This window comes from Polaromonas sp. SP1, assembly GCF_003711205.1.
In the GTDB taxonomy this organism is placed as follows: Bacteria; Pseudomonadota; Gammaproteobacteria; order Burkholderiales; family Burkholderiaceae_C; genus Polaromonas.
The window spans coordinates 1,135,438-1,158,865 of record NZ_CP031013.1 but is presented as its reverse complement, the minus strand read 5'-3'; the positions used below and the strand labels follow the sequence as shown (position 1 = coordinate 1,158,865).

The window sequence follows — 23,428 nt, the reverse complement described above, 5'->3', positions numbered from 1 at the left end:
GATATGAACGACGACGAGACTCTTCAACCCAGCATGAGCCGCGGGACTGGCTTTGCCAGACCGCAGGCGGGCGGCCCCCTCGGGGGGCAGCGCATTACACGAAGTGAAAAGCGTGGGGGCATATGACATACCAACTGCATTTTTCCCCCAGTTCCGCCGCCATGGCACCCCATATCCTGCTGCAGGAACTGGGCGTGCCGTTTGAAAAAATCCTGGTCGACACCAGCACAGGTGCGCATCGCTCCGAGGCTTATCGCAAGCTCAATCCCAACGGCCTGATCCCGACGCTGGTCGACGGCGATCTGGTGCTGTATGAAACCGCGGCGATCTGTCTGCATTTGTGCGACACGCATCCTGAAGCTGGTTTGGCCCCGGCCGTCGGCAGCACGGAGCGCGCGCATTTCTACAAATGGCTGATCTGGTTGACCAACACCATGCAGTCGACGCTGATTATTTATTTCTACACCGACCGCTGGATGAACCCCGGCAACGACGCCGGTGTGGCCGAGTTGAAGTCGCACGCCGAAACCAAGGTCGGCTTGATGCTGGACCAGCTGGACGCCGAACTGGCAAGGCTGGAAAAAACGCATGCGCAGCCCTGGCTGCTGGGCGCGAAGTATTCGGCGGTGGACATCTACGCGCTGACGCTGTGCCGGTGGACGCGCAACTTCGCGTCCAAACCCGCGCGCGACCGTGCGCACCTGGGGCCTTACCTGCAACGGGCACTGGCGCGGCCCGCGGTGATCAAGGCTTTCAACGAAGAAGGTCTGGCCCAGCCTTGGGTGTGAGTTTCTAACCCTTCGCCGCGGCGTCCGCCGCCGGCGGGTTGTCGCGCTGCGCCTGCTCGATCTGGGCGATCAACTTTTCCGGGTCGGTGCTTTCTTTGAGGATGCGGACATCCGGGTCGGCGACGTCGGCGCCGACTTTTTTGGCGATGCGTTCGAGCATCTGGATCATCTTGGTGTTCTCCTGCTCGGTCAGCAGGTTGATCTGCAAATCCAGCTGGTTGCGCCTGTCGCTGATGCGCAGTTCGTAGTTCTGGCTGATCAAAATGAAGGACGAGAGAAAGATCGCTTCAAGCGACACCACCAGCGTGAGGAAGGTAAAGGGATACGGGTCCCAGTGCTTCAGTCCCGGCCACGAGTTGAGCCCTATCCACAAGGCGAAGGCGAGTACGTGCAGCCACACAAACGGCATGGAGCCGCAGAAGGTGGCGATAAAGGCGGCCATGCGGTCGGCGCGGCTGCGGTTGGCCAGTGCGGCTTCTTCCACGCGCCGCATGGACTGCACGTTTTCGCGCGTCAGGTCGTCGGCGCAGGTCGCGGATTTAGCGCCGGAGTGTGGGGTCATGGGCATCCTTTCGGGCGGCGTGGCCGCCGGGATCAGCGCCGGGCCAGCCCGCGCGCCAGGTACAGCGCATCGGGCACCGCGGCGCCGCTGGCTGTATTGTCAAAGATGCACCAGAGCGAAGCGTCAGACGCCGCCGCAAGCTTGAGCCGGACAATCAGCGCATCCAGCACGGCCGGCGCATACGCCGAGTAATACATGCGCGGCGAGCCGTGCAGGCGCACGTAGACCAGGCCCGGATCGCCGCCGGGTGCACGGCCTGCGTCAAACATCACCGGGTCGGCCAGCACGCGGCCCACGCCCGCAGCTTGCAGCAACGCGTCGGCCGCCGGCGTGAACCAGCTGGCATGGCGCGGTTCAATCGCGATGGCGCCGGCATGCCGCTCGCGCAACGCATCGAAGAACGCCCGCACGGCGGCCGCATCAAACGCCAGGCTGGGCGGCAGTTGCACCAGCAGGCAGCCGAGCTTTTCACCGAGGCTGGTGACTTGCGGCAAAAAATCGTCCAGCAGGTTTTCGCAATCGCGCAGGCGCTTTTCGTGCGTGATGGTTTTGGGCAGCTTGACGCTGAAGCGGAAACCGTCCGGCACGCTGGCGGCCCAGCGCGCATAGGTGGCGGGCTGGTGCGGGCGGTAAAACGACGAGTTGATTTCGGCCGCATTCAAACGCGCGGCATAGCGCTCAAGGTGGCTGCCGGCTTCGGGAAACTCCGGCCAGGTTTCGCGCGGCAGGCTCCAGCCCGCACAGCCCACCCGCACGTTTGACAGATCTCCGTGGGCAGGCGGCATGGCAGGGGTCAGTACTGGCCGCGCTGGTGCATGTCGCTGCGCAGGCGGTCCAGCTGGTAGCTGGCGTCACGCAGGGCGAGGCGGGCGTCTTCGATGCGGCGGTCCGAGCGCGAGAGTTGCTCGCGCAGGGTGCGTTTGCGGTCTTCGGCGGTTTTCGAATCGCGCAGCTCGGACTGCATGCGGTCCTGCTCGTTCTGCAGCCGCGCCAGCGTCTTGCGGGCGTCCTGCTCACGCCAGGCGATGCCGTGGATGTTGCGGAAGTTCTGGTCCATGGGCGCGGGGCACACGCCTTCGTAGCTGTTGCCCGCCAGGCCTTCATTCAGGGCGTTGGCCGGCTGGCAATAGCTCACCAGGCCCTGGTCGCGGCCCTGGCGGTAGACGGCCACGTTGACCGGGATGCCGGCCTTGGCGCAGGACTCGTAGTAGTCGGCCGCGCGGTCACTGCGGCCGCGGCTGCCGTCCTGGATGCCCAGCTGGCGCCAGTCGGCGGTGGCGCATTCGGCGGGGCTGAGGCTTTCGCAGCCGGCCAGCAGCGCGGCTGCGGCGATGAGCAACACGGGAAAGAAACGGATGAGGGCTGGGGTCATGGGTGTTTCCTGCTGGCGATGAGGAGCGACAGACAACGGGTGCGTGAACTTAACGCCGGGTCCGGGCCAGGTATTGCTTGCGCCAGAACACCGTGACCACCACCACGACGAGCAGGATCATGAACCCGAAGGTCAGCCAGAAGCCGGTGGGCGTGTGGATAAAGGGCATGAACTCGAAGTTCATGCCGAAGAAGCCGGTGATCAGGTTCAGCGGCAGGAAGATGGCGGTGAGTGCCGTCAGCGTGCGCATGATGTCGTTGGTGCGGTTGCTCTGCGCCGAAAAATGCATCTGCACCGCGGTTTCGGCGCTTTGCTCCATGCGGCGCACGTGGTGCACCACACGTTCGATGTGCTCGAGCACATCGCGTGAGCGCACCTTGAGCAGCTCGCGCTCGCGCATCGCCGCCGGCGTTGCGCTCTCGGGCCAGGTTTCGATGGAATCGACCCAGTCCTGCACGGCCGAGCGCTGGTCTTCGCAGATCTCGTCGAGGTGGTGCATGGCCAGCCGTGCGTCGAGCACCGAGCTCCAGTTGGTAAACCGCGTGCCGGGCTTGAGCAGCTCGGACTGCCAGTGGTCCAGCTGGCGCGTGAGCTCGCGCCGCAGCTCCAGGTAGCCGTCCACCATCTGGTTGACGATGCGCAGCATCATGTCGGCGGGGCTGGTGGGCAGCTTGACGCCGCTGGAGCGCGACTCCGCCGTCGTCGCGTTGAGCAGCCGGGCCGCATAGGCGTCGCGCACGGCGCAGTCGGTCGGGTGCACGGTCAGCAGCAGCTGGTCGAACACGGCAAAGCCGACCGGGCTGGTGTCGATGCGTTTGAGCACCGGCGGGCCGCTGCGTTTCATGCGCTCGTGCAGCGGCTCGCCGGGTGTGCTGAGGTCGGTTTCGGTCTGGCCGGCGGCCAGGCGGCGAAACACCATGATGTCGTACTGCGAGGTGTAGTCGTAGTGCGAAGGCAGCTGGTTGTTCAGCAAATCGGCCACATGCAGGTCGACCAGCTGGGTGCCGCACAGCAACTGCAGGCTGGCCTGGATCTGCGCCTGCAGCACCTCGAACTCGCGCCGCGCGCAGGCGACCCATACAAAACCCTGGGCGGGCAGCGCGGTCGGCAGGGCGTCGGTTTCGGTAACGCCCTGTCCGCCGGTGGTGATGTTGAAAACGCGCATGAAAGTTTCTCAGCCCTGCATTATTTATGAATCAAATTGGCCTCCAGCCCAGGTACTGTATGGGCTGATAGCTATTGTTTTGATAGCGGCCGTGCATTGTCACGGTTTTGAACGCGTGTACTCCCACCCGAAGAATCCCTGATTCTGAAACTGCGATCTGGGCCTGTATCCCGGTGGCGGGCAGGAGACATTGCCCATCCAATAGCCGGCTTCCCAACCGTCTTCCTTGAAGAGGCCTGCCAGATCCTGCATCTCACCAAGCCTGGGGCAGAGCTCGGGAAGGGAGAAGTACACAAATTCGCCCAGGGAGAGTTTTATCCACTGCTCGGCAGCCTCTTTTTCCCCGAGGGGCGTCTGGTTCAGCGGCGACATGGCGTGCTCACAGAAGCGCCTGTGGTGCTGCATGGTCCAGTCATGAAAAACGAGCGAATGGCTGTCGGCCTCAACGATGTCCACCAGCCTGTCGATGGCATCCGTAGAGGGTGTCGCGGGTCTTCGTTGATCGTGCGCTGCGGACATGTCCAGGTCGTGCAACAGGTATTTGGCGACCAGCGAGTCAATCCCGTGGATCACGAGCGCTGGATGCTCGCCTGAACCCCCTCCTATGACCAACGAGGATTCGTCGCACGCAAATTCACGATAGCCGCGGCCGGTGTCTTCCAGCGTCACTTTCTCTAGTGGGTGATAGATCGGCAGGCCATTCAGGTAGCCCAAAAACTCGTGCTTGAAGCAATCCACTGCGCTCATGTTGGAGTCGGGTCCCTGGCGTGGAAGGCTTGGCCGGTTCAGCTTCGCTGCTGCTGCAGCTTGCGCGCTGCGTCGATCGCAAAGTAGGTCAGCACACCGTCGGCGCCGGCGCGCTTGAAGGCCAGCAGGCTTTCCATCATCACGGCGTCGTGGTCCAGCCAGCCGTTTTGTGCGGCGGCCTTGATCATGGCGTACTCGCCGCTGACCTGGTAGGCGAAGGTCGGCACGCCGAACGCGTCTTTCACGCGGCGCACCACGTCCAGGTAGGGCATGCCGGGTTTGACCATCACCATGTCGGCGCCTTCGGCGATGTCCATGGCCACTTCGCGCAGCGCTTCGTCGCTGTTGCCCGGGTCCATCTGGTAGGTTTTTTTGTCCGCCTTGCCCAGGTTGGCGGCCGAGCCGACCGCGTCGCGGAAGGGCCCGTAAAACGCGCTGGCGTACTTGGCGCTGTAGGCCATGATGCGCGTGTGGATGAGCTTTTGGGCCTCCAGCGCCTGGCGGATGGCGCCGATGCGGCCGTCCATCATGTCGCTGGGCGCGACCATGTCCACGCCGGCTTCGGCCTGGCACATCGCCTGGCGCACCAGCATGGCGGTCGTCTCTTCGTTCAGGATGTAACCGCTGTCATCCGGCAGGCCGTCCTGGCCGTGCGTGGTGAAGGGGTCCAGCGCCACGTCGGTCATCACGCCCAGGCCGGGGAAGTTCTTCTTGAGTTCGCGCACCACGCGCGGGATCAGCCCGTCGGGGTTGGTCGCTTCCACGCCGTCGTAGGTCTTCAGGGACGCATCGACCACCGGAAACAGCGCCATCACCGGAATGCCCAGCTTCACGCACTCTTCGGCCACCGGCAGCAACAGGTCCAGGCTCAGCCTTTCTACGCCAGGCATGGACGCCACGGGCTGGCGCTGCTGCTTGCCGTCGACCACAAACACCGGGTAAATCAGGTCATGCGCGGTGAGTGCGTGCTCACGCACGAGGTTGCGGGTGAAGCTGTCGCGGCGCAGGCGCCGGGGGCGGCCGGCCGGAAAAGGCGCAAAAGGGGCGGAGTTGGAGGCATGGGAGGTCATGCGGCAAATTGTGCCAAAGCTTTATGAATACCTCGAAGTATTTGGCGCCGGCCATGGCGGCGCTTGACGGCTTCAAGCTATGGCCAGCTTTACATGAAAGTTTCTTAGATTACTTAGAAAACCATTGCCAAAACAGGATGTGCATGATTAGAATTAATACGTGTGGTTACCAATTTGGCGACCGCATCCCGCTTTTCCTCCCTGAGCGGGGCCTTTGCGTGTGACAGCAAAAAAGGCTTACCAGCCCGGTGGCTTATGCCCCGGGCATTTTTTTTGTCCGCACATTCATAAATCCGCTGGCCGGGCGAATCGCTGCGTTGCGCGGTGCTCGGAATCCTCATGGACTTAAGTCCATTCCGGTTGCTGTGCTCCGGGCGCTTCATCCCGGCAAACGAATTTCTGAACGCGCGGCCGCAGTGCCGTCATCGTCTCAGGGGAGTGGGCGCGGGTTAAACCAGCATGAGCCGCGGAACCGGCTTTGCCGGGCCGCAGGCGGGCGACCCCCTCGGGGGGCAGCGACCACACGCAGTGGGGAGCGTGGGGGCTACACTTTGTTCATGCTCTGGGTCAAATCACTCCATATCGTTTTCATCGCCAGCTGGTTCGCGGGGCTTTTTTACCTGCCGCGCATCTTTGTGAACCTGGCGATGGTGCCGCCGGAAAGCGTGGCAGAGCGTGAGCGGCTCATCCTGATGGCGCGCAAGCTGATGCGTTTCACCACCATCCTGGCCGTGCCGGCGCTGGCTTTCGGCTTGTGGCTGTACCTGGGTTACGGCATAGGCCGCGGCCCGGGCAACGGCTGGATGCACGCCAAGCTCGCCGTGGTGGTGCTGGTGATCGGCTACCACCACGCCTGCAGCCGCCTGCTCGGCAAGTTTGTCGCCAACCGCAACACCCGCAGCCACAAGTGGTTTCGCTGGTTCAATGAAGTGCCGGTGCTGCTGCTGTTCGCAGCAGTCGTCCTGGTTGTGGTCAAGCCCTTTTAAGTCACAGCCAGGGCAGCGCAGTGAAAAAGACGCCCCCTCCCAACCCAGCAGACGCGGGCGAACCGGTTTCGCCGGGCGCCTCGCGTCGTCCCCTGCAAGGGGAAAAGGCACTACACGAAGCGAAGCGGAGTGAGAACGATAGGGGTGTGCAACGTACTCCCCTGCAAGGGGGGGCAGAACTACACGAAGCGAAGCGTAGTGAGAATGTCGGGGGTGCGCAACATTCCAATAGGGGTGTTCACAAGACCACCGCCTGGCCCCTGGCCCTCGCCGCCATCTGCCTGGTCGTCTACGCCAGCCTCTACCCTTTCGCCGACTGGCGCGACCAGGGCATTTCACCGTTTCGGTTCCTGACCGCGCCGCTGCCGCAGTACTGGACGGGTTTTGATGTGGGCGCCAACCTGTTCGGCTACGCGCCGCTGGGTTTTCTGCTGGCGCTGGCGGCCTTGCGCAGCCGGCGTGTGTCGTGGGCGGTGACGGTGGCGGTGCTGGCTTGCGGCCTGCTGTCGCTGGCGATGGAAACGCTGCAAAGCTATTTGCCGTCGCGCATTCCTTCCAATGTCGACCTGGCGCTCAACACGCTGGGCGCCTGGCTGGGCGCCTGTTTTGCCTGGGCGCTTGAAAGGGCCGGCGTGGTCGACCGCTGGAGCCGCTTCCGGGCGCGCTGGTTTGCGCAGGATGCGCGCGGCGCGCTGGTGCTGCTCGTGCTCTGGCCGCTGGCGCTGCTGTTCCCGGCGTCGGTGCCGATGGGGCTGGGCCAGGTGTTCGAGCGGCTGGAGGCGGCGCTGGCCGAGGTGCTGACCGATACGCCCTTCCTGGAATGGATGCCGGTGCGCGACATGGAGCTGCAGCCGCTGGTGCCGGCCGCCGAGTTGCTGTGCGTCGCCCTGGGCGCGCTGATCCCCTGCCTGCTCGGCTACTGCGTGATCCGCACGCTCTGGCAGCGCGCGGCGTTCTCCGCCGCAATCATCGCCACCGGCATTGCGGTGTCGGCGCTGTCGGCCGCCCTCAGCTATGGCCCGGACCACGCCTGGGCCTGGCTGGATTTGCCGGTGCAGGTGGGCATCGGCTTAGCAGCGCTGCTGGCCCTGGCGCTGTTGCCGGTGCCGCGCCGCGCTGCGGCGGCGCTGGCGCTGCTGGCGCTGGCCATTCACCTCGGGCTGCTGAATCAGGCGCCCGCAGATCCTTACTTTGCGCAAACCCTGCAAACCTGGGAGCAGGGCCGTTTCATCCGTTTCCACGGCGTGGTGCAGTGGCTCGGCTGGATCTGGCCTTATGCGGCGCTGCTCTATGTATTGCTGCGGCTTTCGGGCCGCGAGCCGCGACCTTGACCTCGCTGGGGCGAGGGAACACCGCAATCCTCTAAAGTCACGGCATGCCCGACTCAAAATCCTCCCATTCCTATTACGAACGCCACATCTTCTTTTGCCTGAACCAGCGCGAGAACGGCGAAGACTGCTGCGCCGACCACCGCGCGCAGGAAGGCTTTGACCGCTGCAAGTCGCAGGTAAAAGCCGCCGGGCTGGCCGGGCCGGGCAAGGTGCGCGTGAACAAGGCCGGCTGCCTGGACCGCTGCGCGGGCGGCCCGGTGGCGGTGGTCTACCCGGAAGCCGTCTGGTACACCTACGTGGATGCCAGCGACATCGACGAGATCGTTGAGTCGCACCTGAAAAACGGCAAAGTGGTGGAACGCCTGGTGACACCGGCGCATCTGGGGCGCTAGGCCGGCCTTCGTCACGTGTTGACAAGATTCGGCATGATTTAGGCCTCCAGATCAGGCGCCGCCTTGGCTTTTAGCTACAATTTTGATAGCAAATAACCCGTCTCAAAGGTTTTTTTCGTGAACGCCCAAACCCAAAAATCCCTCATCCAGGGGCCCGCTGGCGCCATTGAAATCGCGCTGGACCGTCCCGCCGGCGAGTCGCGCGGCATCGCGGTGATTGCGCATCCGCACCCGCTGTTTGCCGGCACCATGGACAACAAGGTGGTGCAGACGCTTGCGCGGGCCTTTGTGCAGTGCGGATGGACGGCGGTACGCTTTAACTTTCGCGGTGTGGGCGGCAGCGCCGGCAGCCACGACGAAGGCCGGGGCGAACTGGAGGATTTCCTGGCCGTGGTCGAACACGCCGCGCCGGCCGCCGGCGGCCAGGTGCTGGCGCTCGCGGGGTTCTCGTTCGGCGCGTTTGTCACCACGCATGCCTTTGCGCGCCTGGCCGCCAGCCGCGACATTGAAAAGCTGGTGCTGGTCGGCACCAGCGTCACCCGAGCACCGGCCGCGCCGATCGACCCTGCCGCGCACCCCAAAACCCTGGTGGTGCACGGCGAGGAGGACGACACCGTGCTGTTTTCCGCCGTGCTGGACTGGGCGCGCCCGCAGGCACTCCCTGTTACGGTTGTCCCCGGGGGCGGCCATTTCTTTCATGGACAATTGCCGCTGTTGAAAAACCTGGTGGTCCGCCACCTGTCTTCACCCGCGATCTGAGCGTGCCGCAGGCCTTATCCGGCTCATCCGGTTTCTTCACCCTTCACTGATACCTCTTACATGCAACGTTCACTCAAGGCCCTCACGGACTTTTCCCCTGCCCACGGCCTGCGCGCTTTTGTCGCCCCCCTGTTTCTGGCTTTTTCCGTTGTGCTGCCCGCGGTGCACGCCCAGGTGCCGCAGGCGCCCGAAATCGCAGCACGTTCCTATTTGCTGCTGGACGTCACCGCCAACCAGATCCTGGCGGCCAAGGACATTGATTCCCCGGTCGAGCCGGCGTCGCTGACCAAGCTGATGACCGAATACCTGGTGTTCGACGCGCTCAAATCCAAAAAAATCGACCTGAAACAAACCTTTAGCGTCAGCGAGCGCGCCTGGAAGATGCCGGGTTCGCGCATGTTCATCGATCCGAAGATGAAGGTGCCCGTCGAGGACCTGATCAAGGGCATGGTCGTGCAGTCGGGCAACGACGCCACCATGGCGCTGGCCGAAGGCGTGGGCGGCACGGCCGAAAACTTTGTCCGGCTCATGAACGAGCAGGCCAAGGCGCTGGGCATGAAGTCGACCAGCTACAAAAACCCCGAAGGCCTGACCGAACCCGGCCACACCACCACGGCGCGCGACCTGAGCATCCTTTCCACGCGGCTGATGACGGATTTCCCGGATTACATCGGCTACTCGGCTATCAAGAAATACCGCTACCCCGGCACCCCGGCCGCCAACGACACCAACCGCAACACCCTGCTGTTCCGCGACCCGTCCGTCGATGGCCTGAAAACCGGCCACACCGACGCCGCCGGCTATTGCATGATCGCCACCGCCAAACGCGACTTCCCGAATCTGGGCTCGGCGGGCGCTCCCGGCGGGCGCCGCCTGCTGGCCATCGTGCTGGGCACCTCCAGCGACAGCGCCCGCGCCAATGAGTCGCAAAAACTGCTGAACTGGGGCTACACCGCGTATGAGGCCGTCAAGCTGTTCGACGCCGGCCAGGCCGTGGTCGCGCCCGCGGTCTGGAAGGGCAAGTCGTCGACCGTCAAGCTGGGCCGCCCCGAAGCCATCGTGGTGGCCGTGGCCGCCGGCAGCGCGCCCAAAGTGAAAACCCAGGTCGCCCGGCCCGACCCGCTGGTGGCGCCATTTGCCAAAGGGCAGGCCTTGGGCACCCTGAAAGTCACACTGGGCGACAACCCTACGCCAGTGGCGGAGGTGCCTTTGGTGGCGCTGGAAGCCGTGGAAGAAGCCGGCATTCTCGGCCGCGCCTGGGACGCGATCCGGCTCTGGATCAAATAAAGACAGTCAAGGAAGTTTGGCGGAGCGCCTGGGGGCTGGTTGGCGCTTCGCTGAAGACGGCGGGGAAGTCTGCGCTTCAATCACCGGGTGTTCTGGCCTCCAGGGTAAGTTCAGAGGCAAAGACATCCTCGAGATGCTGGAGTGGGCGCTAACATCGTTGAAGCCTGCGCGCATGCGGACCCCCAAAAGCCGGGGTCACGGTGCCGATTCGGGCTGTTCGCCCGCATACCTTTCTCGCGCCGATCGCCTTTTACTTGAGCCTTTTTCCCTTCCGGTTTATACTAGAAGGCTTTTCCGCTTTCACGGCGGGAAATATTTGTGGCCGTATCAACACGGTAAATGTAGTTTTCAGACGTTTAGGGACGTTTTCAATGCCAACCATTAATCAGTTAGTCCGTCAGGGGCGCGAGGTCGAAAAGATCAAGTCCAAGAGCCCTGCGATGGAAAATTCTCCGCAGCGCCGCGGTGTGTGCACCCGTGTGTACACCACGACGCCTAAAAAGCCCAATTCCGCTCTGCGTAAGGTCGCCAAAGTGCGCCTGACCAACGGTTTTGAAATCATTTCCTACATCGGCGGCGAAGGCCACAACCTGCAGGAACACAGCGTGGTGCTGGTTCGCGGCGGTCGTGTCAAGGACTTGCCCGGTGTGCGTTACCACATCGTCCGTGGTTCGCTCGACTTGCAAGGCGTGAAAGACCGCAAGCAGTCGCGCTCCAAGTACGGTGCGAAGAAGCCAAAGGCCAAATAAAGCCAAACCGGCTCGGGTGTTCCCTTTACCGGGAGCTCGCGCCAGAAGCAGTTGTCACAGTCCTCTGTGATAGTTCTTCAAAACAGGTGTTTCATTCGCCCTGGCAGGTGTCTGAAACGAAGTGACCCAAGTGCAAATAGTTGCACCGGTCGAGTAAGTGAGGGTTTTGATAACTCTCGCGGTGTTGCCAAAAGCAATGCCAACTGAAGCAAAGAGGTGAAAAATGCCACGTCGTCGCGAAGTCCCTAAACGTGAAATTCTTCCTGATCCAAAATTTGGCGATGTTGATCTCGCCAAGTTCATGAACGTGATCATGCAAGGCGGCAAAAAGGCCGTCGCCGAGCGCATCATTTACGGCGCGCTCGATTTCATCGAGAAAAAGAACCCCGGAAAAGACCCGCTTGAGGCTTTCCACATGGCCATCGGCAACATCAAGCCCATGGTTGAAGTGAAATCCCGCCGCGTCGGCGGCGCCAACTACCAGGTGCCGGTTGAAGTGCGTCCTGTCCGCCGTATGGCCCTGGCCATGCGCTGGCTGAAAGAAGCCGCCAAGAAGCGCGGCGAGAAGTCGATGTCCCTCCGTTTGGCCAATGAGCTGATGGAAGCCACCGAAGGCCGTGGCGGCGCCATGAAAAAGCGTGACGAAGTTCACCGCATGGCAGAAGCGAACAAGGCGTTCAGCCACTTCCGCTTCTAATTTTCGATCGCAGTATTTGCTGCGCTGGATTGACGGGTTGCCGGGTGGTTTAAAGATGATCTTCATCTTGATTGCCACCGGTTCAACCCCAATTCCTGTCAGCCGGATGTGATGCACGACATCGCTTCCCGGCCGGCAGACGCGTAGAAGAGATGAGAGATGCCCGGGGTCGGGCAGTCTTTCAACGAGTCTTTGTTCGTAACCCCGAACTGAAAGTAATTTATGTCCCGCGCTACCCCCATTCAAAACTACCGCAACATCGGAATTTCCGCGCACATTGACGCCGGCAAGACCACCACCACCGAGCGGATCCTTTTTTACACCGGCGTGAACCACAAGATTGGTGAAGTTCACGACGGCGCGGCCACCATGGACTGGATGGAGCAAGAGCAGGAGCGCGGCATCACGATTACCTCTGCCGCCACCACCTGCTTCTGGAAGGGCATGGACACGTCCCTGCCTGAGCACCGCATCAACATCATCGACACCCCGGGCCACGTGGACTTCACCATCGAGGTGGAGCGTTCCATGCGCGTGCTCGACGGCGCCTGCATGGTGTACTGCGCCGTGGGCGGCGTTCAGCCACAGTCTGAAACCGTCTGGCGCCAGGCCAACAAGTACAAGGTTCCCCGCCTCGCGTTCGTCAACAAGATGGACCGCACCGGCGCGAACTTCTTCAAGGTCGTCGAGCAGATGAAGCTGCGCCTGAAGGCCAGCCCTGTTCCGATGGTGATCCCCATCGGCGCCGAAGAAAACTTCACCGGCGTGGTCGACCTGCTGAAGATGAAGGCCATCATCTGGGACGAAGCCTCGCAAGGCATGAAGTTCACCTACAGCGATATTCCTGCCGAGCTCGTCGAGCTGGCCAAGGAATGGCGCGAGAAGATGGTCGAGGCTGCGGCCGAGTCGTCTGAAGAGCTGATGAACAAGTACCTGGAAGAGGGCGACCTGACCGAAGCCGAAATCAAGCTGGGCATCCGCACGCGTACCATCGCCAGCGAAATCCAGCCGATGTACTGCGGCTCCGCCTTCAAGAACAAGGGCGTGCAGCGCATGCTGGACGCCGTGATTGAATTCATGCCGTCGCCGATCGACATTCCACCCGTCAAGGGCATGGACGAAGACGAAGCGCCCGTCACCCGCAAGGCTGACGACGAAGAAAAGTTCTCTGCGCTCGCTTTCAAGCTGATGACTGACCCATTTGTGGGCCAGCTCACCTTCGTGCGTGTTTACTCCGGCGTTCTGAAAAAGGGCGACAGCGTTTACAACCCGATCAAGGGCAAGAAAGAGCGTATCGGCCGTATCGTGCAGATGCACGCGAACAACCGTGAAGAAGTCAGCGAAATCCGCGCCGGCGACATCGCCGCCTGCGTGGGCCTGAAAGACGTGACCACGGGCGAAACCCTGTGCGATCCCGATGCCATCGTCATGCTTGAGCGCATGGTGTTCCCTGAGCCCGTGATTACGCAGGCTGTGGAACCGAAGACCAAGGCTGACCAGGAAAAAATGGGTATCGCGCTGCAACGTCTGGCCCAGGAAGATCCGTCTTTCCGCGTCAAGACCGACGAAGAGTCCGGCCAGACCCTGATTGCCGGTATGGGCGAGCTGCATCTGGAAATCATTGTGGACCGCATGAAGCGCGAGTTCGGCGTGGAAGCCAACGTGGGCAAGCCGCAAGTGGCTTACCGCGAAACCATCCGCAAGACGGTGGAAGACGCTGAAGGCAAGTTTGTGCGTCAGTCCGGCGGTAAGGGCCAGTACGGCCACGTCGTGCTGAAGATCGAACCCAACGAAGCCGGCAAGGGCATCGAGTTCATCGACGCCATCAAGGGCGGTGTGGTTCCTCGCGAATACATCCCCGCGGTCGAAAAGGGCATCAACGAAGCCGTCACCTCCGGTGTGCTGGCTGGTTACCCGGTGGTCGACGTCAAGGTCACGCTGCACTTCGGTTCGTACCACGATGTGGACTCGAACGAACTTGCGTTCAAGATGGCTGCCATCTTCGGTTTCAAGGAAGGCTGCCGCAAGGCCGGCCCGGTGATCCTTGAGCCCATGATGGCCGTGGAAGTTGAGACGCCTGAAGACTACGCCGGTAACGTGATGGGCGATTTGTCCTCACGTCGCGGCATGGTGCAGGGCATGGAAGACATGGTCGGTGGCGGCAAGGCCATCAAGGCAGAAGTGCCGCTGTCTGAAATGTTCGGTTATTCGACCACGCTGCGCTCGATGTCGCAGGGTCGTGCAACGTATTCCATGGAGTTCAAGCACTACTCTGAAGCCCCGCGCAATGTGTCGGAAGCCATCATGGCCTCGCGCGCCAAGTAAGTAACGTTCGCGGCCGTCTCCAGTGGGGCCGGCCGCTTTTTCCTTGTCTGCGATTGTGTGCCACTTTGTACCCGTGCGAAGTGAATCAGCAACACAGTGCAGACGTTAAACCGTACACGGGCATGTTCTTTATCTGGAGATAAAAATGGCAAAAGGCAAATTTGAGCGGACCAAGCCGCACGTCAACGTTGGCACGATTGGCCACGTGGACCATGGCAAGACGACGCTGACGGCGGCGATCACGACCGTTCTGGCATCCAAATTCGGCGGCGAAGCCAAGGGCTACGACCAAATTGACGCGGCGCCCGAAGAAAAAGCACGCGGCATCACGATCAACACCGCCCACGTCGAGTACGAAACGGCCAACCGCCACTACGCCCACGTGGACTGCCCAGGCCATGCCGACTATGTGAAGAACATGATCACCGGCGCGGCCCAGATGGACGGCGCCATTTTGGTGTGCTCGGCCGCTGACGGCCCCATGCCCCAGACCCGCGAGCACATCCTGCTGGCCCGTCAGGTGGGTGTTCCTTACATCATCGTGTTCCTGAACAAGTGCGACATGGTTGACGACGCCGAACTGCTCGAGCTCGTCGAAATGGAAGTGCGCGAGTTGCTCGACAAGTACGATTTCCCCGGCGACAAGACCCCCATCATCCACGGCTCAGCCAAGCTGGCCATGGAAGGCGACAAGGGCGACCTCGGCGAAGGCGCGATCCTGAAGCTGGCAGAAGCCCTTGACACCTACATTCCCCTGCCAGAGCGCGCTGTTGACGGCGCCTTCCTGATGCCCGTGGAAGACGTGTTCTCCATCTCCGGCCGCGGCACCGTCGTGACCGGCCGTGTCGAGCGCGGGATCATCAAGGTCGGCGAAGAAATCGAGATCGTCGGTATCGCTGACACGCAAAAGACCACCTGCACCGGCGTGGAAATGTTCCGCAAGCTGCTGGACCAGGGCCAGGCTGGTGACAACGTCGGTATCCTGCTCCGCGGCACCAAGCGCGAAGACGTGCAGCGCGGCCAGGTGCTGTGCAAGCCCGGCTCCATCAAGCCGCACACGCACTTCACCGGCGAGATCTACGTTCTGAGCAAGGACGAAGGCGGCCGCCACACGCCATTCTTCAACAACTACCGTCCCCAGTTCTACTTCCGCACGACGGACGTGACCGGTGCGATCGAGTTGCCAGAGGGCAAGGAAATGGTCATGCCAGGCGACAACGTGTCGATCACCGTCAAGCTGATCAACCCGATCGCCATGGAAGAAGGTCTGCGCTTCGCCATCCGTGAAGGCGGCAAGACCGTCGGCGCTGGCGTCGTGGCCAAGATCATTGCGTAATTCTGCAAATCTTTAAGGAATTACCATGGCCACCAAGCAAAAAATCCGCATTCGCCTGAAGGCGTTTGATTACAAGCTGATCGACCAATCGGCAGCCGAAATTGTTGACACCGCCAAGCGCACTGGCGCGATTGTCAAGGGCCCCGTACCCCTGCCAACCCGCATGAAGCGTTTCGACATCCTGCGTTCGCCCCACGTCAACAAGACGAGCCGCGACCAGCTGGAAATCCGCACGCACCAGCGTCTGATGGACATCGTGGACCCTACGGACAAAACCGTGGACGCCCTGATGAAGCTCGACCTGCCTGCCGGCGTGGACGTCGAAATCAAGCTGCAGTAAGCAAAAATCGGGGTTTCGGCCACAAGCCGGGCCCCAAATCGACAGGTTTTAGCCCAGGTTTGCCATTTGTGGCAGCCTGGGCTATACTCTTGGGCTGTCCTTTACATGTTGGTTCTTTTGCTGGCATGGATTGGGCGGTTTTATTAACAGTCTTTCACATCAAAACGTCTGCGGCCAATTGAAGTCGCAGCGGTGGAAGTTACGAAAGAACACATCATGAGTCTGAGCAACTCCCTCGGGTTGCTGGGCCGCAAAGTTGGCATGATGCGTCTGTTCACGGATGATGGGGACACAGTTCCTGTTACCGTGGTGGATGTATCAAACAACCGCGTGACCCAGGTTAAAACCGAAGCAAATGACGGCTACGATGCCCTTCAAGTGGCATTTGGCGCACGCAAAGCATCGCGCGTGACCAAGCCGGCCGCCGGCCACCTTGCGAAAGCAGGCGTTGAAGCTGGTGAGATCCTGAAAGAATTCCGCGTGACGGCTGACGTCGCAGGCAAATACGCTGCCGGTACTGTTGTGCCCGCAGCCGACGTGTTTGCCGTGGGCCAGCTGGTGGACGTGCAGGGCACCTCCATTGGTAAAGGCTATGCCGGCACCATCAAGCGCCACAACATGAGCTCGCAACGCGCGTCGCACGGTAACAGCCGTTCGCACAACGTTCCCGGCTCCATCGGTATGGCGCAGGATCCCGGCCGTGTGTTTCCTGGTAAACGCATGACGGGCCACCTGGGTGACGTCACCGTGACCACGCAAAACCTGAACATCGTGCGCATCGACGAAGCCCGTCAGCTGCTGATGATTCGCGGCGCTGTGCCTGGTTCCAAAGGCGGTTTTGTCACGGTTCGTGCCGCGATCAAAGCCAAGCCCACCACCGCTGCTAAAGGAGCGAACTGATGCAGGTCGAACTCCTGAATGACCAAGGTCTGGCTTCGTCCAAGGTGGACGTGCCTGATACCGTGTTTGGTCGCGAATACAACGAAAGCCTGATTCACCAGGTGGTCGTGGCCTTCCAGGCCAACGCCCGCCAGGGTACCCGGGCCCAGAAGGACCGTGAGCAGGTTCGTCACTCGACCAAGAAGCCTTTTAAACAAAAGGGCACTGGCCGTGCACGTGCTGGTATGACGTCTTCGCCACTGTGGCGCGGCGGCGGTCGTATCTTCCCGAACATGCCTGACGAAAACTTCACGCAGAAGATCAACAAGAAGATGTATCGCGCCGGCATGGCGTCCATCTTCTCGCAACTGGCGCGCGAAGGCCGCCTGGCTGTGGTTGATTCCCTGGCTGTGGATTCACCCAAGACCAAGGTCCTGGCTGACAAATTCAAGGCCATGAACCTCAACTCGGTGCTGGTCATCGCTGATGTGGTTGATGAAAACCTTTACCTGGCTTCCCGCAATCTGGTGAACATCCTCGTGGTTGAGCCCCGTTACGCCGATCCGGTGTCGCTGGTTCACTACAAGAAGGTTCTGGTCACCAAGGCTGCCATGGACCAACTCAAGGAGATGTTCGCATGAGCGCCCGTAACCCATCTTCTCTGAAATTCGACGAAGGCCGCCTGATGCAGGTTCTGGTCGCTCCCATCGTGTCTGAAAAAGCCACGATGATTGCGGACAAGACCAATGCCGTGACCTTCAAGGTGCTGCAGGACGCTACCAAATTTGAAATCAAGGCTGCCGTGCAGCTGATGTTCAAGGTGGATGTCCAGTCGGTTGCCGTCCTCAACATCAAAGGCAAGACCAAGCGCTTTGGCAAATCCGTCGGCCGCCGCGACAACGTTCGCAAGGCCTACGTGACGCTCAAGCCCGGTCAGGAACTCAACCTCGGTGGGGAGTCTGCGTAATGGCTGTCATTAAAATGAAACCCACCTCCCCCGGCATGCGCGGGATGGTGAAGATCTCCCGGGATCACCTGCACAAGGGTGAACCTTACGCGCCGCTGCTGGAGCCACAATTCCAGAAGGCCGGCCGTAACAACAACGGGCACATCACGACGCGCCACAAAGGCGGCGGTCACAAGCACCACTACCGTGTGGTGGACTTCAAGCGCAACAAGGACGCCATTCCGGCCAAGGTCGAACGCATTGAGTACGACCCCAACCGCACGGCCCACATTGCCCTGCTCTGCTACGCCGACGGCGAGCGCACCTACATCATCGCCCCTCGCGGCCTTGAAGTCGGCGCCACGCTGATCAGCGGTTCGGAAGCGCCGATTCGCGTCGGCAACACGCTGCCTATCCGCAATATCCCAGTGGGTTCCACCATCCATTGCATCGAGATGCAAATCGGCAAGGGCGCGCAGATCGCCCGCTCCGCCGGCACCTCGGCAACGTTGCTGGCCCGCGAAGGTACTTACGCCCAGGTGCGTATGCGCTCCGGTGAAGTTCGCAAGATCCACATCGAGTGCCGCGCCACCATCGGTGAAGTCGCCAACGAAGAACACAGCCTGCGCCGTCTCGGCAAGGCCGGTGTGAAGCGCTGGATGGGTATTCGCCCGACCGTTCGCGGTGTGGTGATGAACCCGGTTGACCACCCGCACGGCGGTGGTGAAGGCAAGACCGGCGAAGGCCGTCATCCTGTCGATCCATGGGGTAACCTGACCAAGGGCTACCGCACCCGCAACAACAAGCGCACGCAAGTGATGATTGTTTCGCGTCGCAAGAAGTAAGGCTAACCCATGACACGTTCACTCAAAAAAGGTCCGTTTGTCGACCATCATTTGGTAGCAAAAGCCGACAAGGCCGTTACCAACAAGGACAAAAAGCCGATCAAGACCTGGTCGCGTCGCTCCATGATCCTGCCCGAGTTCATCGGCTTGACCATCGCCGTTCACAACGGCAAGCAGCACGTACCTGTCTACATCACCGATCAAATGGTTGGCCACAAGCTGGGCGAGTTCGCACTCACCCGGACTTTCAAAGGTCATCCGGCTGATAAAAAAGTTGTGAGAAAGTAAGGAAAAGACCATGGAAACACGTGCAACCCTCCGGGGCGTTCGTCTGTCGGTCGACAAAGGCCGTCTGGTCGCTGACCTGATCCGCGGCAAGAAAGTGGATCAAGCCCTCAACATCCTGAACTTCACGCAGAAAAAAGCTGCTGGAATCATCAAGAAGGTTGTGGAGTCCGCCATCGCCAACGCTGAACACAACGATGGCGCCGACATCGACGAGTTGAAGGTGAAAACCATCTACGTCGAACAAGGCGCCACGCTCAAGCGTTTCTCCGCGCGCGCAAAAGGCCGCGGCAACAGCATCAGCAAACCCACGTGCCATGTGTACGTGGTGGTTGGCAACTAAAGGCAGCAGGATATGGGACAAAAAATCAACCCAACCGGGTTTCGCCTTGCAGTTAGCCGCAACTGGGCCAGCCGCTGGTACGCAAGCAACCGTGATTTCGCCGGCATGCTGGCTGAAGACATCAAGGTTCGCGAGTACCTCAAGGCCAAGCTCAAGAACGCCGCAGTTTCGCGCGTTCTGATCGAGCGCCCCGCCAAGAACGCCCGCATCACGATTTTCTCGGCACGTCCGGGCGTCGTGATCGGCAAAAAAGGCGAGGACATCGAGAACCTCAAGAAAGAACTGAGCCGCCAGCTGGGCGTGCCGGTCGCCGTGAACATCGAAGAAGTTCGCAAGCCTGAAATTGATGCCAAGCTCATCGCCGACAGCATCACCCAACAGCTTGAAAAACGTATCATGTTCCGCCGTGCGATGAAGCGCGCCATGCAAAACGCCATGCGTCTGGGTGCCCTGGGCATCAAGATCATGTCGTCCGGCCGCCTCAACGGCATTGAAATCGCTCGTTGCGAGTGGTACCGCGAAGGTCGCGTGCCCCTTCACACCCTGCGCGCCGACATCGACTACGGCACCTCTGAAGCCAAGACCACCTACGGGGTGATCGGCGTCAAGGTCTGGGTCTACAAGGGCGACACGCTGGGCCGCAACGATGCGCCGGGCGCCAAGATGGTGGAAACACCGGCCGACGAAGAACGCAAGCCGCGCGGCCCACGCCGTGATGCCCGTCCTGGCGATCGTCCTGGTTCCGACCGTCCTGCTCCACGCGGTGCCCGTGCACCTCGTGGTGCGACCAATACCGCTCCGGTAGATGGAAGCGACAAGCCGGCTGAAGCTACCCCAGGTAGCGAAGCCCCGAAAACCACCGTTAAGCGCGTCCGTAAAGCCGCGCCAGCTGCAGCAGCTGACGGTGCCAAGACCGAGTAATCGGTCTATTAACGGAGAATCAAAATGCTGCAACCCGCTCGCAGAAAATACCGCAAAGAGCAAAAAGGCCGCAACACCGGCATCGCAACCCGGGGTTCCTCGGTTGCGTTCGGTGACTTCGGTCTCAAGTGCACCGACCGTGGTCGCCTGACTGCTCGTCAAATTGAAGCCGCACGCCGTGCGATTTCCCGTCACGTCAAACGTGGCGGCCGTATCTGGATCCGTGTCTTCCCGGACAAGCCGATTTCCCAAAAGCCTGCTGAAGTGCGTATGGGTAACGGTAAAGGTAATCCAGAGTACTACGTGGCTGAAATCCAGCCCGGCAAGATCGTGTTTGAAATCGTCGGTGTGCCTGAAGAGCTGGCCCGCGAAGCGTTCCGCCTGGCTTCTGCCAAGCTGCCGCTGCGCACCACCTTCGTCAGCCGCATGATTGGCCAGTAAGGGGAAATGACAATGACCAAATCTACTGAACTGCGCCAAAAAGACGTTGCCGGCCTGAAAACCGAAGTCAAAGAGCTGCAAAAAGCCCACTTTGGCCTGCGTATGCAAAAAGCCACGCAGCAACTGACCAACACTTCCACGCTGCGTTCCACGCGTCGCAGCATCGCTCGCGCCAAGACTATCCTGGCCGAAACCATCGTCAAGCAAGGAGCCAAAAAATGACGGAAGCTAAAAAATCCCTCAAGCGCACCTTGATCGGCAAGGTGGTGAGCGACAAGCGCGCCAAGACCGTGACGGTCCTGGTCGAGCGCCGTGTGAAGCACGAGCTGTACGGCAAGATCGTATCGCTGTCCAGCAAGTACCACGCCCATGACGAAAAGGGCGAGTACCACACGGGCGACGTGATCGAGATCACCGAAAGCCGTCCGATCTCCAAGACCAAGAACTGGGTTGTGACCCGTCTGGTTGAAAAGGCCGTGATCGTTTAAGTCCTGGGTTCAAGCTCGGGCTGACCCCGGTCAGGCTTTTAAAAACGGCTCACTTCGGTGGGCCGTTTTTGTTTGTGCCGCCGTCCTCTTTTTGCCGGCTTTCAAGGCATGACCTTCCAGCCCAGGCCGCCTTTCGCACAGTGAGCACACGCTAGCTGCCGCCGCACTACACTTCGGGGGTTGATTTTCCCTGACCCATCACAAACCCATCCATTCTTGAGGAGCACCCCATGATCAAAGTAGGCGACACCCTTCCGGCCACCACGCTGATGGAATTTTCCGAAGTCGAAGGCAATGGTTGCAGCATCGGCCCCAACCCGGTGGATGTGGCCAAAGCCAGTGCCGGTAAAACCATCGCCCTGTTTGCGCTGCCAGGCGCCTTCACACCCACCTGCTCGGCCAAACACGTACCCGGCTATGTGGAGAAATTCGCCGAACTGAAGGCTGCCGGTGTCGACGAGATCTGGTGCCTGAGCGTGAACGACGCGTTTGTCATGGGCGCCTGGGCGCGCGACCAGAAGACCGGCGACAAGGTGCGCATGCTGGCCGATGGCAGCGCGGACTTCGCCAAGGCCGCCGGCCTCACGCTGGACCTGACCGCGCGCGGCATGGGCCTGCGCAGCAACCGCTATTCCATGCTGGTCAAGGACGGCAAAGTCGCCAGCCTCAATGTGGAAGGCCCCGGCAAATTTGAAGTCAGCGACGCCGCCACCCTGCTCGCCCAGGCCAAGGGCTGAGTCCGGCCTGACGGCCGCCCCGCCTCGCCCCTCCAGGCAGGGCGGCCGCCGTTCAAGAAAAAAGCCACCTCGCGCAAGCAGGTGGCTTTTTTGATGACCTCACCCCGGCGCGCGGGTGATCCGGGTTTTGTCTGCCCACCGGTGATTTGCTATAAATTTAATAGCACAAAGTCTATATCGATATTGGGCTGGAGGCCGATTTCTTATAAATCGACCTTGAGGTAATGCGCCCCCGGAATCGGGTTGTGATAGTAGGGCGGGATCTCCGAAAACCCCAGCTCGGCATACAAGGCGCGGGCCGATTCCATGTCGTCCAGCGTGTCCAGCAGGACCGAGCTGTAACCCGCCACGCGCGCCGCCTCCAGGATCGCCTCCGCCAGCTGGCGGCCCAAGCCGAAGCGGCGAAACGCGTTGCGCACATAAAGCCGCTTCATTTCGCCGGCGTTCGGGTAGTCGACGGAGTCCAGCGCGCGCAATGCGCAGCAGCCGGCGACTTCGCCGTCCACCAGCGCCAGCAGCAGCGTGCCTTCGGGTTCGTCGTATTCGCCGGGCAACTCGGCCAGCTCGGCCTCGAAATTCTGGAAGCACAGGTCAATGCCCAGCTGCTCCGCGTACTCGCGAAAAATCAGCCGCGTGGCGGCCAATTGCTCCGGCGTGTCGGGCGTGATGAACTGGATGTTGGGGCGTTGCACGGGTCGGCGGCAGGGCAAAAAGTCGAGAACCAGTTTACCGTGATTCCCCGGCGCGGCAGGCCTGCCGGTTTCCCGTACCGCCAGGCGCCGGGTGCGTCAGAACGCGGGCGCCGCTTCCAGCGTCGACACCCAGTAGGCCACGCCGCCGCAAACCGCCAGGATCAGCACCGCCGCAACGCGCGACACCGTGTCGTCGCGCGAGGGCGGCGCTGCCACCACCAGTTCCTTGTCGCCGTGCAGCATGGCGCCCACCAGGTTGTGCTTGCGGCTCAGGTAATAAATGATGGCCGCGATGTGCAGCACCACCAGCGCCAGCAGCACCCATTTGCCGATGTTCTTGTGATAGTTGGTCGTGAGGCTCACGGTGGCGTTGGAGACAAAACGCGTCAGCGGGCCGGCAAACGCGATTTCATCGTCGCTCAGCAGCCCCGTGCCTACCTGGGCGACGAGGAAGCCGAGCATCGCAAACACCGAACCCGCGCCGATCGGGCTGTGGCCCACGCCGTGCTCGGGCTTGCCGCGCCCCTTGAGGTAGTTGATGACGCTCTGCGGCGCGTAAATAAACGCACCAAACCGGGACCAGCGCCCACCCACCAGGCCCCAGACGATGCGAAACAGCAACAAGGCCAGCACGGTGTAGCCGAAGCGGAAGTGCCAGACCATGGCGTTGCCGCCCACGGTGCCGGTGATGGCCAGGCCGACCACGCAGGCGACCAGCGCCCAGTGAAAAACCCGTGTCGGCAGATCCCAGACACGCACCTTGTGAAGATTTTTGTTGGTGTACATGCTCACTCCTCGTTCATGTGGGTTGTTCTATGCAAGGCATTGCCAAGGCATTGTGCGCGGCCGGCCCGCTGAGCTCTTGGTGCTTTCCCGTAGAGCATAAGTTCCTGCGGAACTTATCGCCGGCCGCTAAACTCAGCCACATGGCAACAGGCAAACTGC

General features: G+C 61.3%; 30 protein-coding genes. 22 read left to right on the top strand and 8 right to left on the bottom strand.

Annotated elements, in window-relative coordinates; genetic code table 11:
- The first annotated feature begins 122 nt into the window (after nucleotides 1-122).
- Complete coding sequence (locus tag DT070_RS05570) at nucleotides 123-788, top strand: glutathione S-transferase family protein (RefSeq protein WP_122954497.1); 666 nt, start codon at nucleotides 123-125, stop codon at nucleotides 786-788.
- A 4-nt stretch (nucleotides 789-792) separates the two neighbouring features.
- Here DT070_RS05570 and DT070_RS05565 read toward each other — a convergent pair whose 3' ends face one another.
- The 6 genes from DT070_RS05565 to hemB form a co-directional block, all read right to left on the bottom strand.
- Nucleotides 793-1,350, bottom strand: a complete 558-nt coding sequence (locus DT070_RS05565; protein WP_228778566.1) for a DUF1003 domain-containing protein — start codon at nucleotides 1,348-1,350, stop codon at nucleotides 793-795.
- A 32-nt stretch (nucleotides 1,351-1,382) separates the two neighbouring features.
- Nucleotides 1,383-2,135 (bottom strand): DUF72 domain-containing protein, encoded by a 753-nt coding sequence (locus DT070_RS05560; protein ID WP_122954495.1) that lies wholly within the window; start codon nucleotides 2,133-2,135, stop codon nucleotides 1,383-1,385.
- 8 nt (nucleotides 2,136-2,143) lie between these two features.
- Nucleotides 2,144-2,722, bottom strand: a complete 579-nt coding sequence (locus DT070_RS05555; protein ID WP_122954494.1) for a DUF2799 domain-containing protein — start codon at nucleotides 2,720-2,722, stop codon at nucleotides 2,144-2,146.
- Nucleotides 2,723-2,771: 49 nt separating this feature from the next.
- Entirely contained in the window at nucleotides 2,772-3,887 is a 1,116-nt protein-coding gene (locus DT070_RS05550; RefSeq protein WP_122954493.1) for a magnesium transporter CorA family protein, read from the bottom strand.
- Between the two features lie 99 nt (nucleotides 3,888-3,986).
- The gene (locus DT070_RS05545; RefSeq protein WP_122954492.1) at nucleotides 3,987-4,634 is read right to left on the bottom strand and encodes a hypothetical protein; all 648 of its coding nucleotides are present in this window, start codon (nucleotides 4,632-4,634) and stop codon (nucleotides 3,987-3,989) included.
- A gap of 38 nt (nucleotides 4,635-4,672) precedes the next feature.
- Nucleotides 4,673-5,704: a porphobilinogen synthase gene (gene hemB, locus DT070_RS05540; RefSeq protein ID WP_122954491.1), complete on the bottom strand. Its 1,032-nt coding sequence runs from the start codon at nucleotides 5,702-5,704 to the stop codon at nucleotides 4,673-4,675.
- Nucleotides 5,705-6,261: 557 nt separating this feature from the next.
- Between hemB and DT070_RS05535 the strand changes: the two genes are divergently transcribed.
- From DT070_RS05535 to DT070_RS05435, 21 genes are all read left to right on the top strand, one after another.
- Nucleotides 6,262-6,690: a CopD family protein gene (locus DT070_RS05535; protein ID WP_122954490.1), complete on the top strand. Its 429-nt coding sequence runs from the start codon at nucleotides 6,262-6,264 to the stop codon at nucleotides 6,688-6,690.
- A 260-nt stretch (nucleotides 6,691-6,950) separates the two neighbouring features.
- The gene (locus DT070_RS05530; protein WP_122957268.1) at nucleotides 6,951-8,021 is read left to right on the top strand and encodes a VanZ family protein; all 1,071 of its coding nucleotides are present in this window, start codon (nucleotides 6,951-6,953) and stop codon (nucleotides 8,019-8,021) included.
- Nucleotides 8,022-8,065: 44 nt separating this feature from the next.
- Nucleotides 8,066-8,413 (top strand): ferredoxin, encoded by a 348-nt coding sequence (locus tag DT070_RS05525; protein WP_122954489.1) that lies wholly within the window; start codon nucleotides 8,066-8,068, stop codon nucleotides 8,411-8,413.
- 117 nt (nucleotides 8,414-8,530) lie between these two features.
- A complete protein-coding gene (locus tag DT070_RS05520) occupies nucleotides 8,531-9,172 on the top strand; it encodes an alpha/beta hydrolase (RefSeq protein ID WP_122954488.1) in 642 nt (213 codons plus the stop codon).
- 60 nt (nucleotides 9,173-9,232) lie between these two features.
- Nucleotides 9,233-10,459: a D-alanyl-D-alanine carboxypeptidase family protein gene (locus tag DT070_RS05515; RefSeq protein WP_228778567.1), complete on the top strand. Its 1,227-nt coding sequence runs from the start codon at nucleotides 9,233-9,235 to the stop codon at nucleotides 10,457-10,459.
- Between the two features lie 371 nt (nucleotides 10,460-10,830).
- Nucleotides 10,831-11,208, top strand: a complete 378-nt coding sequence (rpsL, locus tag DT070_RS05510; protein WP_092130055.1) for a 30S ribosomal protein S12 — start codon at nucleotides 10,831-10,833, stop codon at nucleotides 11,206-11,208.
- A gap of 223 nt (nucleotides 11,209-11,431) precedes the next feature.
- Entirely contained in the window at nucleotides 11,432-11,905 is a 474-nt protein-coding gene (rpsG, locus tag DT070_RS05505) for a 30S ribosomal protein S7 (RefSeq protein ID WP_011481226.1), read from the top strand.
- A gap of 222 nt (nucleotides 11,906-12,127) precedes the next feature.
- Nucleotides 12,128-14,230 carry an elongation factor G gene (gene fusA / locus DT070_RS05500; RefSeq protein WP_122954487.1) on the top strand — a complete coding sequence of 701 codons (2,103 nt, stop codon included), beginning with the start codon at nucleotides 12,128-12,130 and terminating at the stop codon, nucleotides 14,228-14,230.
- A 145-nt stretch (nucleotides 14,231-14,375) separates the two neighbouring features.
- Entirely contained in the window at nucleotides 14,376-15,566 is a 1,191-nt protein-coding gene (gene tuf, locus DT070_RS05495) for an elongation factor Tu (protein WP_122954486.1), read from the top strand.
- A gap of 25 nt (nucleotides 15,567-15,591) precedes the next feature.
- Complete coding sequence (gene rpsJ, locus DT070_RS05490; protein WP_007838118.1) at nucleotides 15,592-15,906, top strand: 30S ribosomal protein S10; 315 nt, start codon at nucleotides 15,592-15,594, stop codon at nucleotides 15,904-15,906.
- A gap of 216 nt (nucleotides 15,907-16,122) precedes the next feature.
- On the top strand, nucleotides 16,123-16,806 hold the full coding sequence (gene rplC, locus DT070_RS05485; protein ID WP_011481229.1) for a 50S ribosomal protein L3: 684 nt from the start codon (nucleotides 16,123-16,125) through the stop codon (nucleotides 16,804-16,806).
- Nucleotides 16,806-17,426: a 50S ribosomal protein L4 gene (gene rplD / locus DT070_RS05480; protein WP_011481230.1), complete on the top strand. Its 621-nt coding sequence runs from the start codon at nucleotides 16,806-16,808 to the stop codon at nucleotides 17,424-17,426. The genes rplC and rplD overlap by 1 nt, the downstream gene beginning before the upstream one ends.
- A complete protein-coding gene (rplW, locus tag DT070_RS05475) occupies nucleotides 17,423-17,752 on the top strand; it encodes a 50S ribosomal protein L23 (RefSeq protein WP_122954485.1) in 330 nt (109 codons plus the stop codon). The genes rplD and rplW overlap by 4 nt, the downstream gene beginning before the upstream one ends.
- Nucleotides 17,752-18,576, top strand: coding sequence for a 50S ribosomal protein L2 (gene rplB, locus DT070_RS05470; protein ID WP_122954484.1), 825 nt, complete (start codon nucleotides 17,752-17,754; stop codon nucleotides 18,574-18,576). Before rplW ends, rplB begins: the two co-directional genes overlap by 1 nt.
- A 9-nt stretch (nucleotides 18,577-18,585) precedes the next feature.
- Nucleotides 18,586-18,864 carry a 30S ribosomal protein S19 gene (gene rpsS, locus DT070_RS05465; protein ID WP_007866503.1) on the top strand — a complete coding sequence of 93 codons (279 nt, stop codon included), beginning with the start codon at nucleotides 18,586-18,588 and terminating at the stop codon, nucleotides 18,862-18,864.
- Nucleotides 18,865-18,874: 10 nt separating this feature from the next.
- Nucleotides 18,875-19,204, top strand: a complete 330-nt coding sequence (gene rplV / locus DT070_RS05460) for a 50S ribosomal protein L22 (RefSeq protein ID WP_007866508.1) — start codon at nucleotides 18,875-18,877, stop codon at nucleotides 19,202-19,204.
- 12 nt (nucleotides 19,205-19,216) lie between these two features.
- The gene (gene rpsC / locus DT070_RS05455; RefSeq protein ID WP_092130382.1) at nucleotides 19,217-20,125 is read left to right on the top strand and encodes a 30S ribosomal protein S3; all 909 of its coding nucleotides are present in this window, start codon (nucleotides 19,217-19,219) and stop codon (nucleotides 20,123-20,125) included.
- Nucleotides 20,126-20,149: 24 nt separating this feature from the next.
- Nucleotides 20,150-20,566 (top strand): 50S ribosomal protein L16, encoded by a 417-nt coding sequence (rplP, locus tag DT070_RS05450; RefSeq protein ID WP_122954483.1) that lies wholly within the window; start codon nucleotides 20,150-20,152, stop codon nucleotides 20,564-20,566.
- Between the two features lie 12 nt (nucleotides 20,567-20,578).
- Nucleotides 20,579-20,788: a 50S ribosomal protein L29 gene (rpmC, locus tag DT070_RS05445; RefSeq protein ID WP_011481236.1), complete on the top strand. Its 210-nt coding sequence runs from the start codon at nucleotides 20,579-20,581 to the stop codon at nucleotides 20,786-20,788.
- Nucleotides 20,785-21,054, top strand: coding sequence for a 30S ribosomal protein S17 (rpsQ, locus tag DT070_RS05440; protein ID WP_092130381.1), 270 nt, complete (start codon nucleotides 20,785-20,787; stop codon nucleotides 21,052-21,054). Before rpmC ends, rpsQ begins: the two co-directional genes overlap by 4 nt.
- 230 nt (nucleotides 21,055-21,284) lie before the next feature.
- Nucleotides 21,285-21,791 carry a peroxiredoxin gene (locus DT070_RS05435; protein WP_092130380.1) on the top strand — a complete coding sequence of 169 codons (507 nt, stop codon included), beginning with the start codon at nucleotides 21,285-21,287 and terminating at the stop codon, nucleotides 21,789-21,791.
- 203 nt (nucleotides 21,792-21,994) lie between these two features.
- On the opposite strand, the gene DT070_RS05430 is transcribed toward DT070_RS05435, so the two are convergent.
- Both DT070_RS05430 and DT070_RS05425 read right to left on the bottom strand, forming a co-directional pair.
- The gene (locus DT070_RS05430) at nucleotides 21,995-22,483 is read right to left on the bottom strand and encodes a GNAT family N-acetyltransferase (protein ID WP_122954482.1); all 489 of its coding nucleotides are present in this window, start codon (nucleotides 22,481-22,483) and stop codon (nucleotides 21,995-21,997) included.
- Between the two features lie 96 nt (nucleotides 22,484-22,579).
- The gene (locus DT070_RS05425) at nucleotides 22,580-23,269 is read right to left on the bottom strand and encodes a cytochrome b/b6 domain-containing protein (RefSeq protein ID WP_122954481.1); all 690 of its coding nucleotides are present in this window, start codon (nucleotides 23,267-23,269) and stop codon (nucleotides 22,580-22,582) included.
- Nucleotides 23,270-23,428 lie beyond the last annotated feature (159 nt).

Coding starts and splice junctions, on each gene's coding strand:
- DT070_RS05570 (WP_122954497.1), top strand. CDS start 123: ATGACATACCAACTGCATTTTTCCCCCAGTTCCGCCGCCATGGCACCC.
- DT070_RS05565 (WP_228778566.1), bottom strand. CDS start 1,350: ATGACCCCACACTCCGGCGCTAAATCCGCGACCTGCGCCGACGACCTG.
- DT070_RS05560 (WP_122954495.1), bottom strand. CDS start 2,135: ATGCCGCCTGCCCACGGAGATCTGTCAAACGTGCGGGTGGGCTGTGCG.
- DT070_RS05555 (WP_122954494.1), bottom strand. CDS start 2,722: ATGACCCCAGCCCTCATCCGTTTCTTTCCCGTGTTGCTCATCGCCGCA.
- DT070_RS05550 (WP_122954493.1), bottom strand. CDS start 3,887: ATGCGCGTTTTCAACATCACCACCGGCGGACAGGGCGTTACCGAAACC.
- DT070_RS05545 (WP_122954492.1), bottom strand. CDS start 4,634: ATGAGCGCAGTGGATTGCTTCAAGCACGAGTTTTTGGGCTACCTGAAT.
- hemB (WP_122954491.1), bottom strand. CDS start 5,704: ATGACCTCCCATGCCTCCAACTCCGCCCCTTTTGCGCCTTTTCCGGCC.
- DT070_RS05535 (WP_122954490.1), top strand. CDS start 6,262: ATGCTCTGGGTCAAATCACTCCATATCGTTTTCATCGCCAGCTGGTTC.
- DT070_RS05525 (WP_122954489.1), top strand. CDS start 8,066: ATGCCCGACTCAAAATCCTCCCATTCCTATTACGAACGCCACATCTTC.
- DT070_RS05515 (WP_228778567.1), top strand. CDS start 9,233: ATGCAACGTTCACTCAAGGCCCTCACGGACTTTTCCCCTGCCCACGGC.
- rpsL (WP_092130055.1), top strand. CDS start 10,831: ATGCCAACCATTAATCAGTTAGTCCGTCAGGGGCGCGAGGTCGAAAAG.
- rpsG (WP_011481226.1), top strand. CDS start 11,432: ATGCCACGTCGTCGCGAAGTCCCTAAACGTGAAATTCTTCCTGATCCA.
- fusA (WP_122954487.1), top strand. CDS start 12,128: ATGTCCCGCGCTACCCCCATTCAAAACTACCGCAACATCGGAATTTCC.
- tuf (WP_122954486.1), top strand. CDS start 14,376: ATGGCAAAAGGCAAATTTGAGCGGACCAAGCCGCACGTCAACGTTGGC.
- rpsJ (WP_007838118.1), top strand. CDS start 15,592: ATGGCCACCAAGCAAAAAATCCGCATTCGCCTGAAGGCGTTTGATTAC.
- rplC (WP_011481229.1), top strand. CDS start 16,123: ATGAGTCTGAGCAACTCCCTCGGGTTGCTGGGCCGCAAAGTTGGCATG.
- rplD (WP_011481230.1), top strand. CDS start 16,806: ATGCAGGTCGAACTCCTGAATGACCAAGGTCTGGCTTCGTCCAAGGTG.
- rplW (WP_122954485.1), top strand. CDS start 17,423: ATGAGCGCCCGTAACCCATCTTCTCTGAAATTCGACGAAGGCCGCCTG.
- rplB (WP_122954484.1), top strand. CDS start 17,752: ATGGCTGTCATTAAAATGAAACCCACCTCCCCCGGCATGCGCGGGATG.
- rpsS (WP_007866503.1), top strand. CDS start 18,586: ATGACACGTTCACTCAAAAAAGGTCCGTTTGTCGACCATCATTTGGTA.
- rplV (WP_007866508.1), top strand. CDS start 18,875: ATGGAAACACGTGCAACCCTCCGGGGCGTTCGTCTGTCGGTCGACAAA.
- rpsC (WP_092130382.1), top strand. CDS start 19,217: ATGGGACAAAAAATCAACCCAACCGGGTTTCGCCTTGCAGTTAGCCGC.
- rplP (WP_122954483.1), top strand. CDS start 20,150: ATGCTGCAACCCGCTCGCAGAAAATACCGCAAAGAGCAAAAAGGCCGC.
- rpmC (WP_011481236.1), top strand. CDS start 20,579: ATGACCAAATCTACTGAACTGCGCCAAAAAGACGTTGCCGGCCTGAAA.
- rpsQ (WP_092130381.1), top strand. CDS start 20,785: ATGACGGAAGCTAAAAAATCCCTCAAGCGCACCTTGATCGGCAAGGTG.
- DT070_RS05435 (WP_092130380.1), top strand. CDS start 21,285: ATGATCAAAGTAGGCGACACCCTTCCGGCCACCACGCTGATGGAATTT.
- DT070_RS05425 (WP_122954481.1), bottom strand. CDS start 23,269: ATGTACACCAACAAAAATCTTCACAAGGTGCGTGTCTGGGATCTGCCG.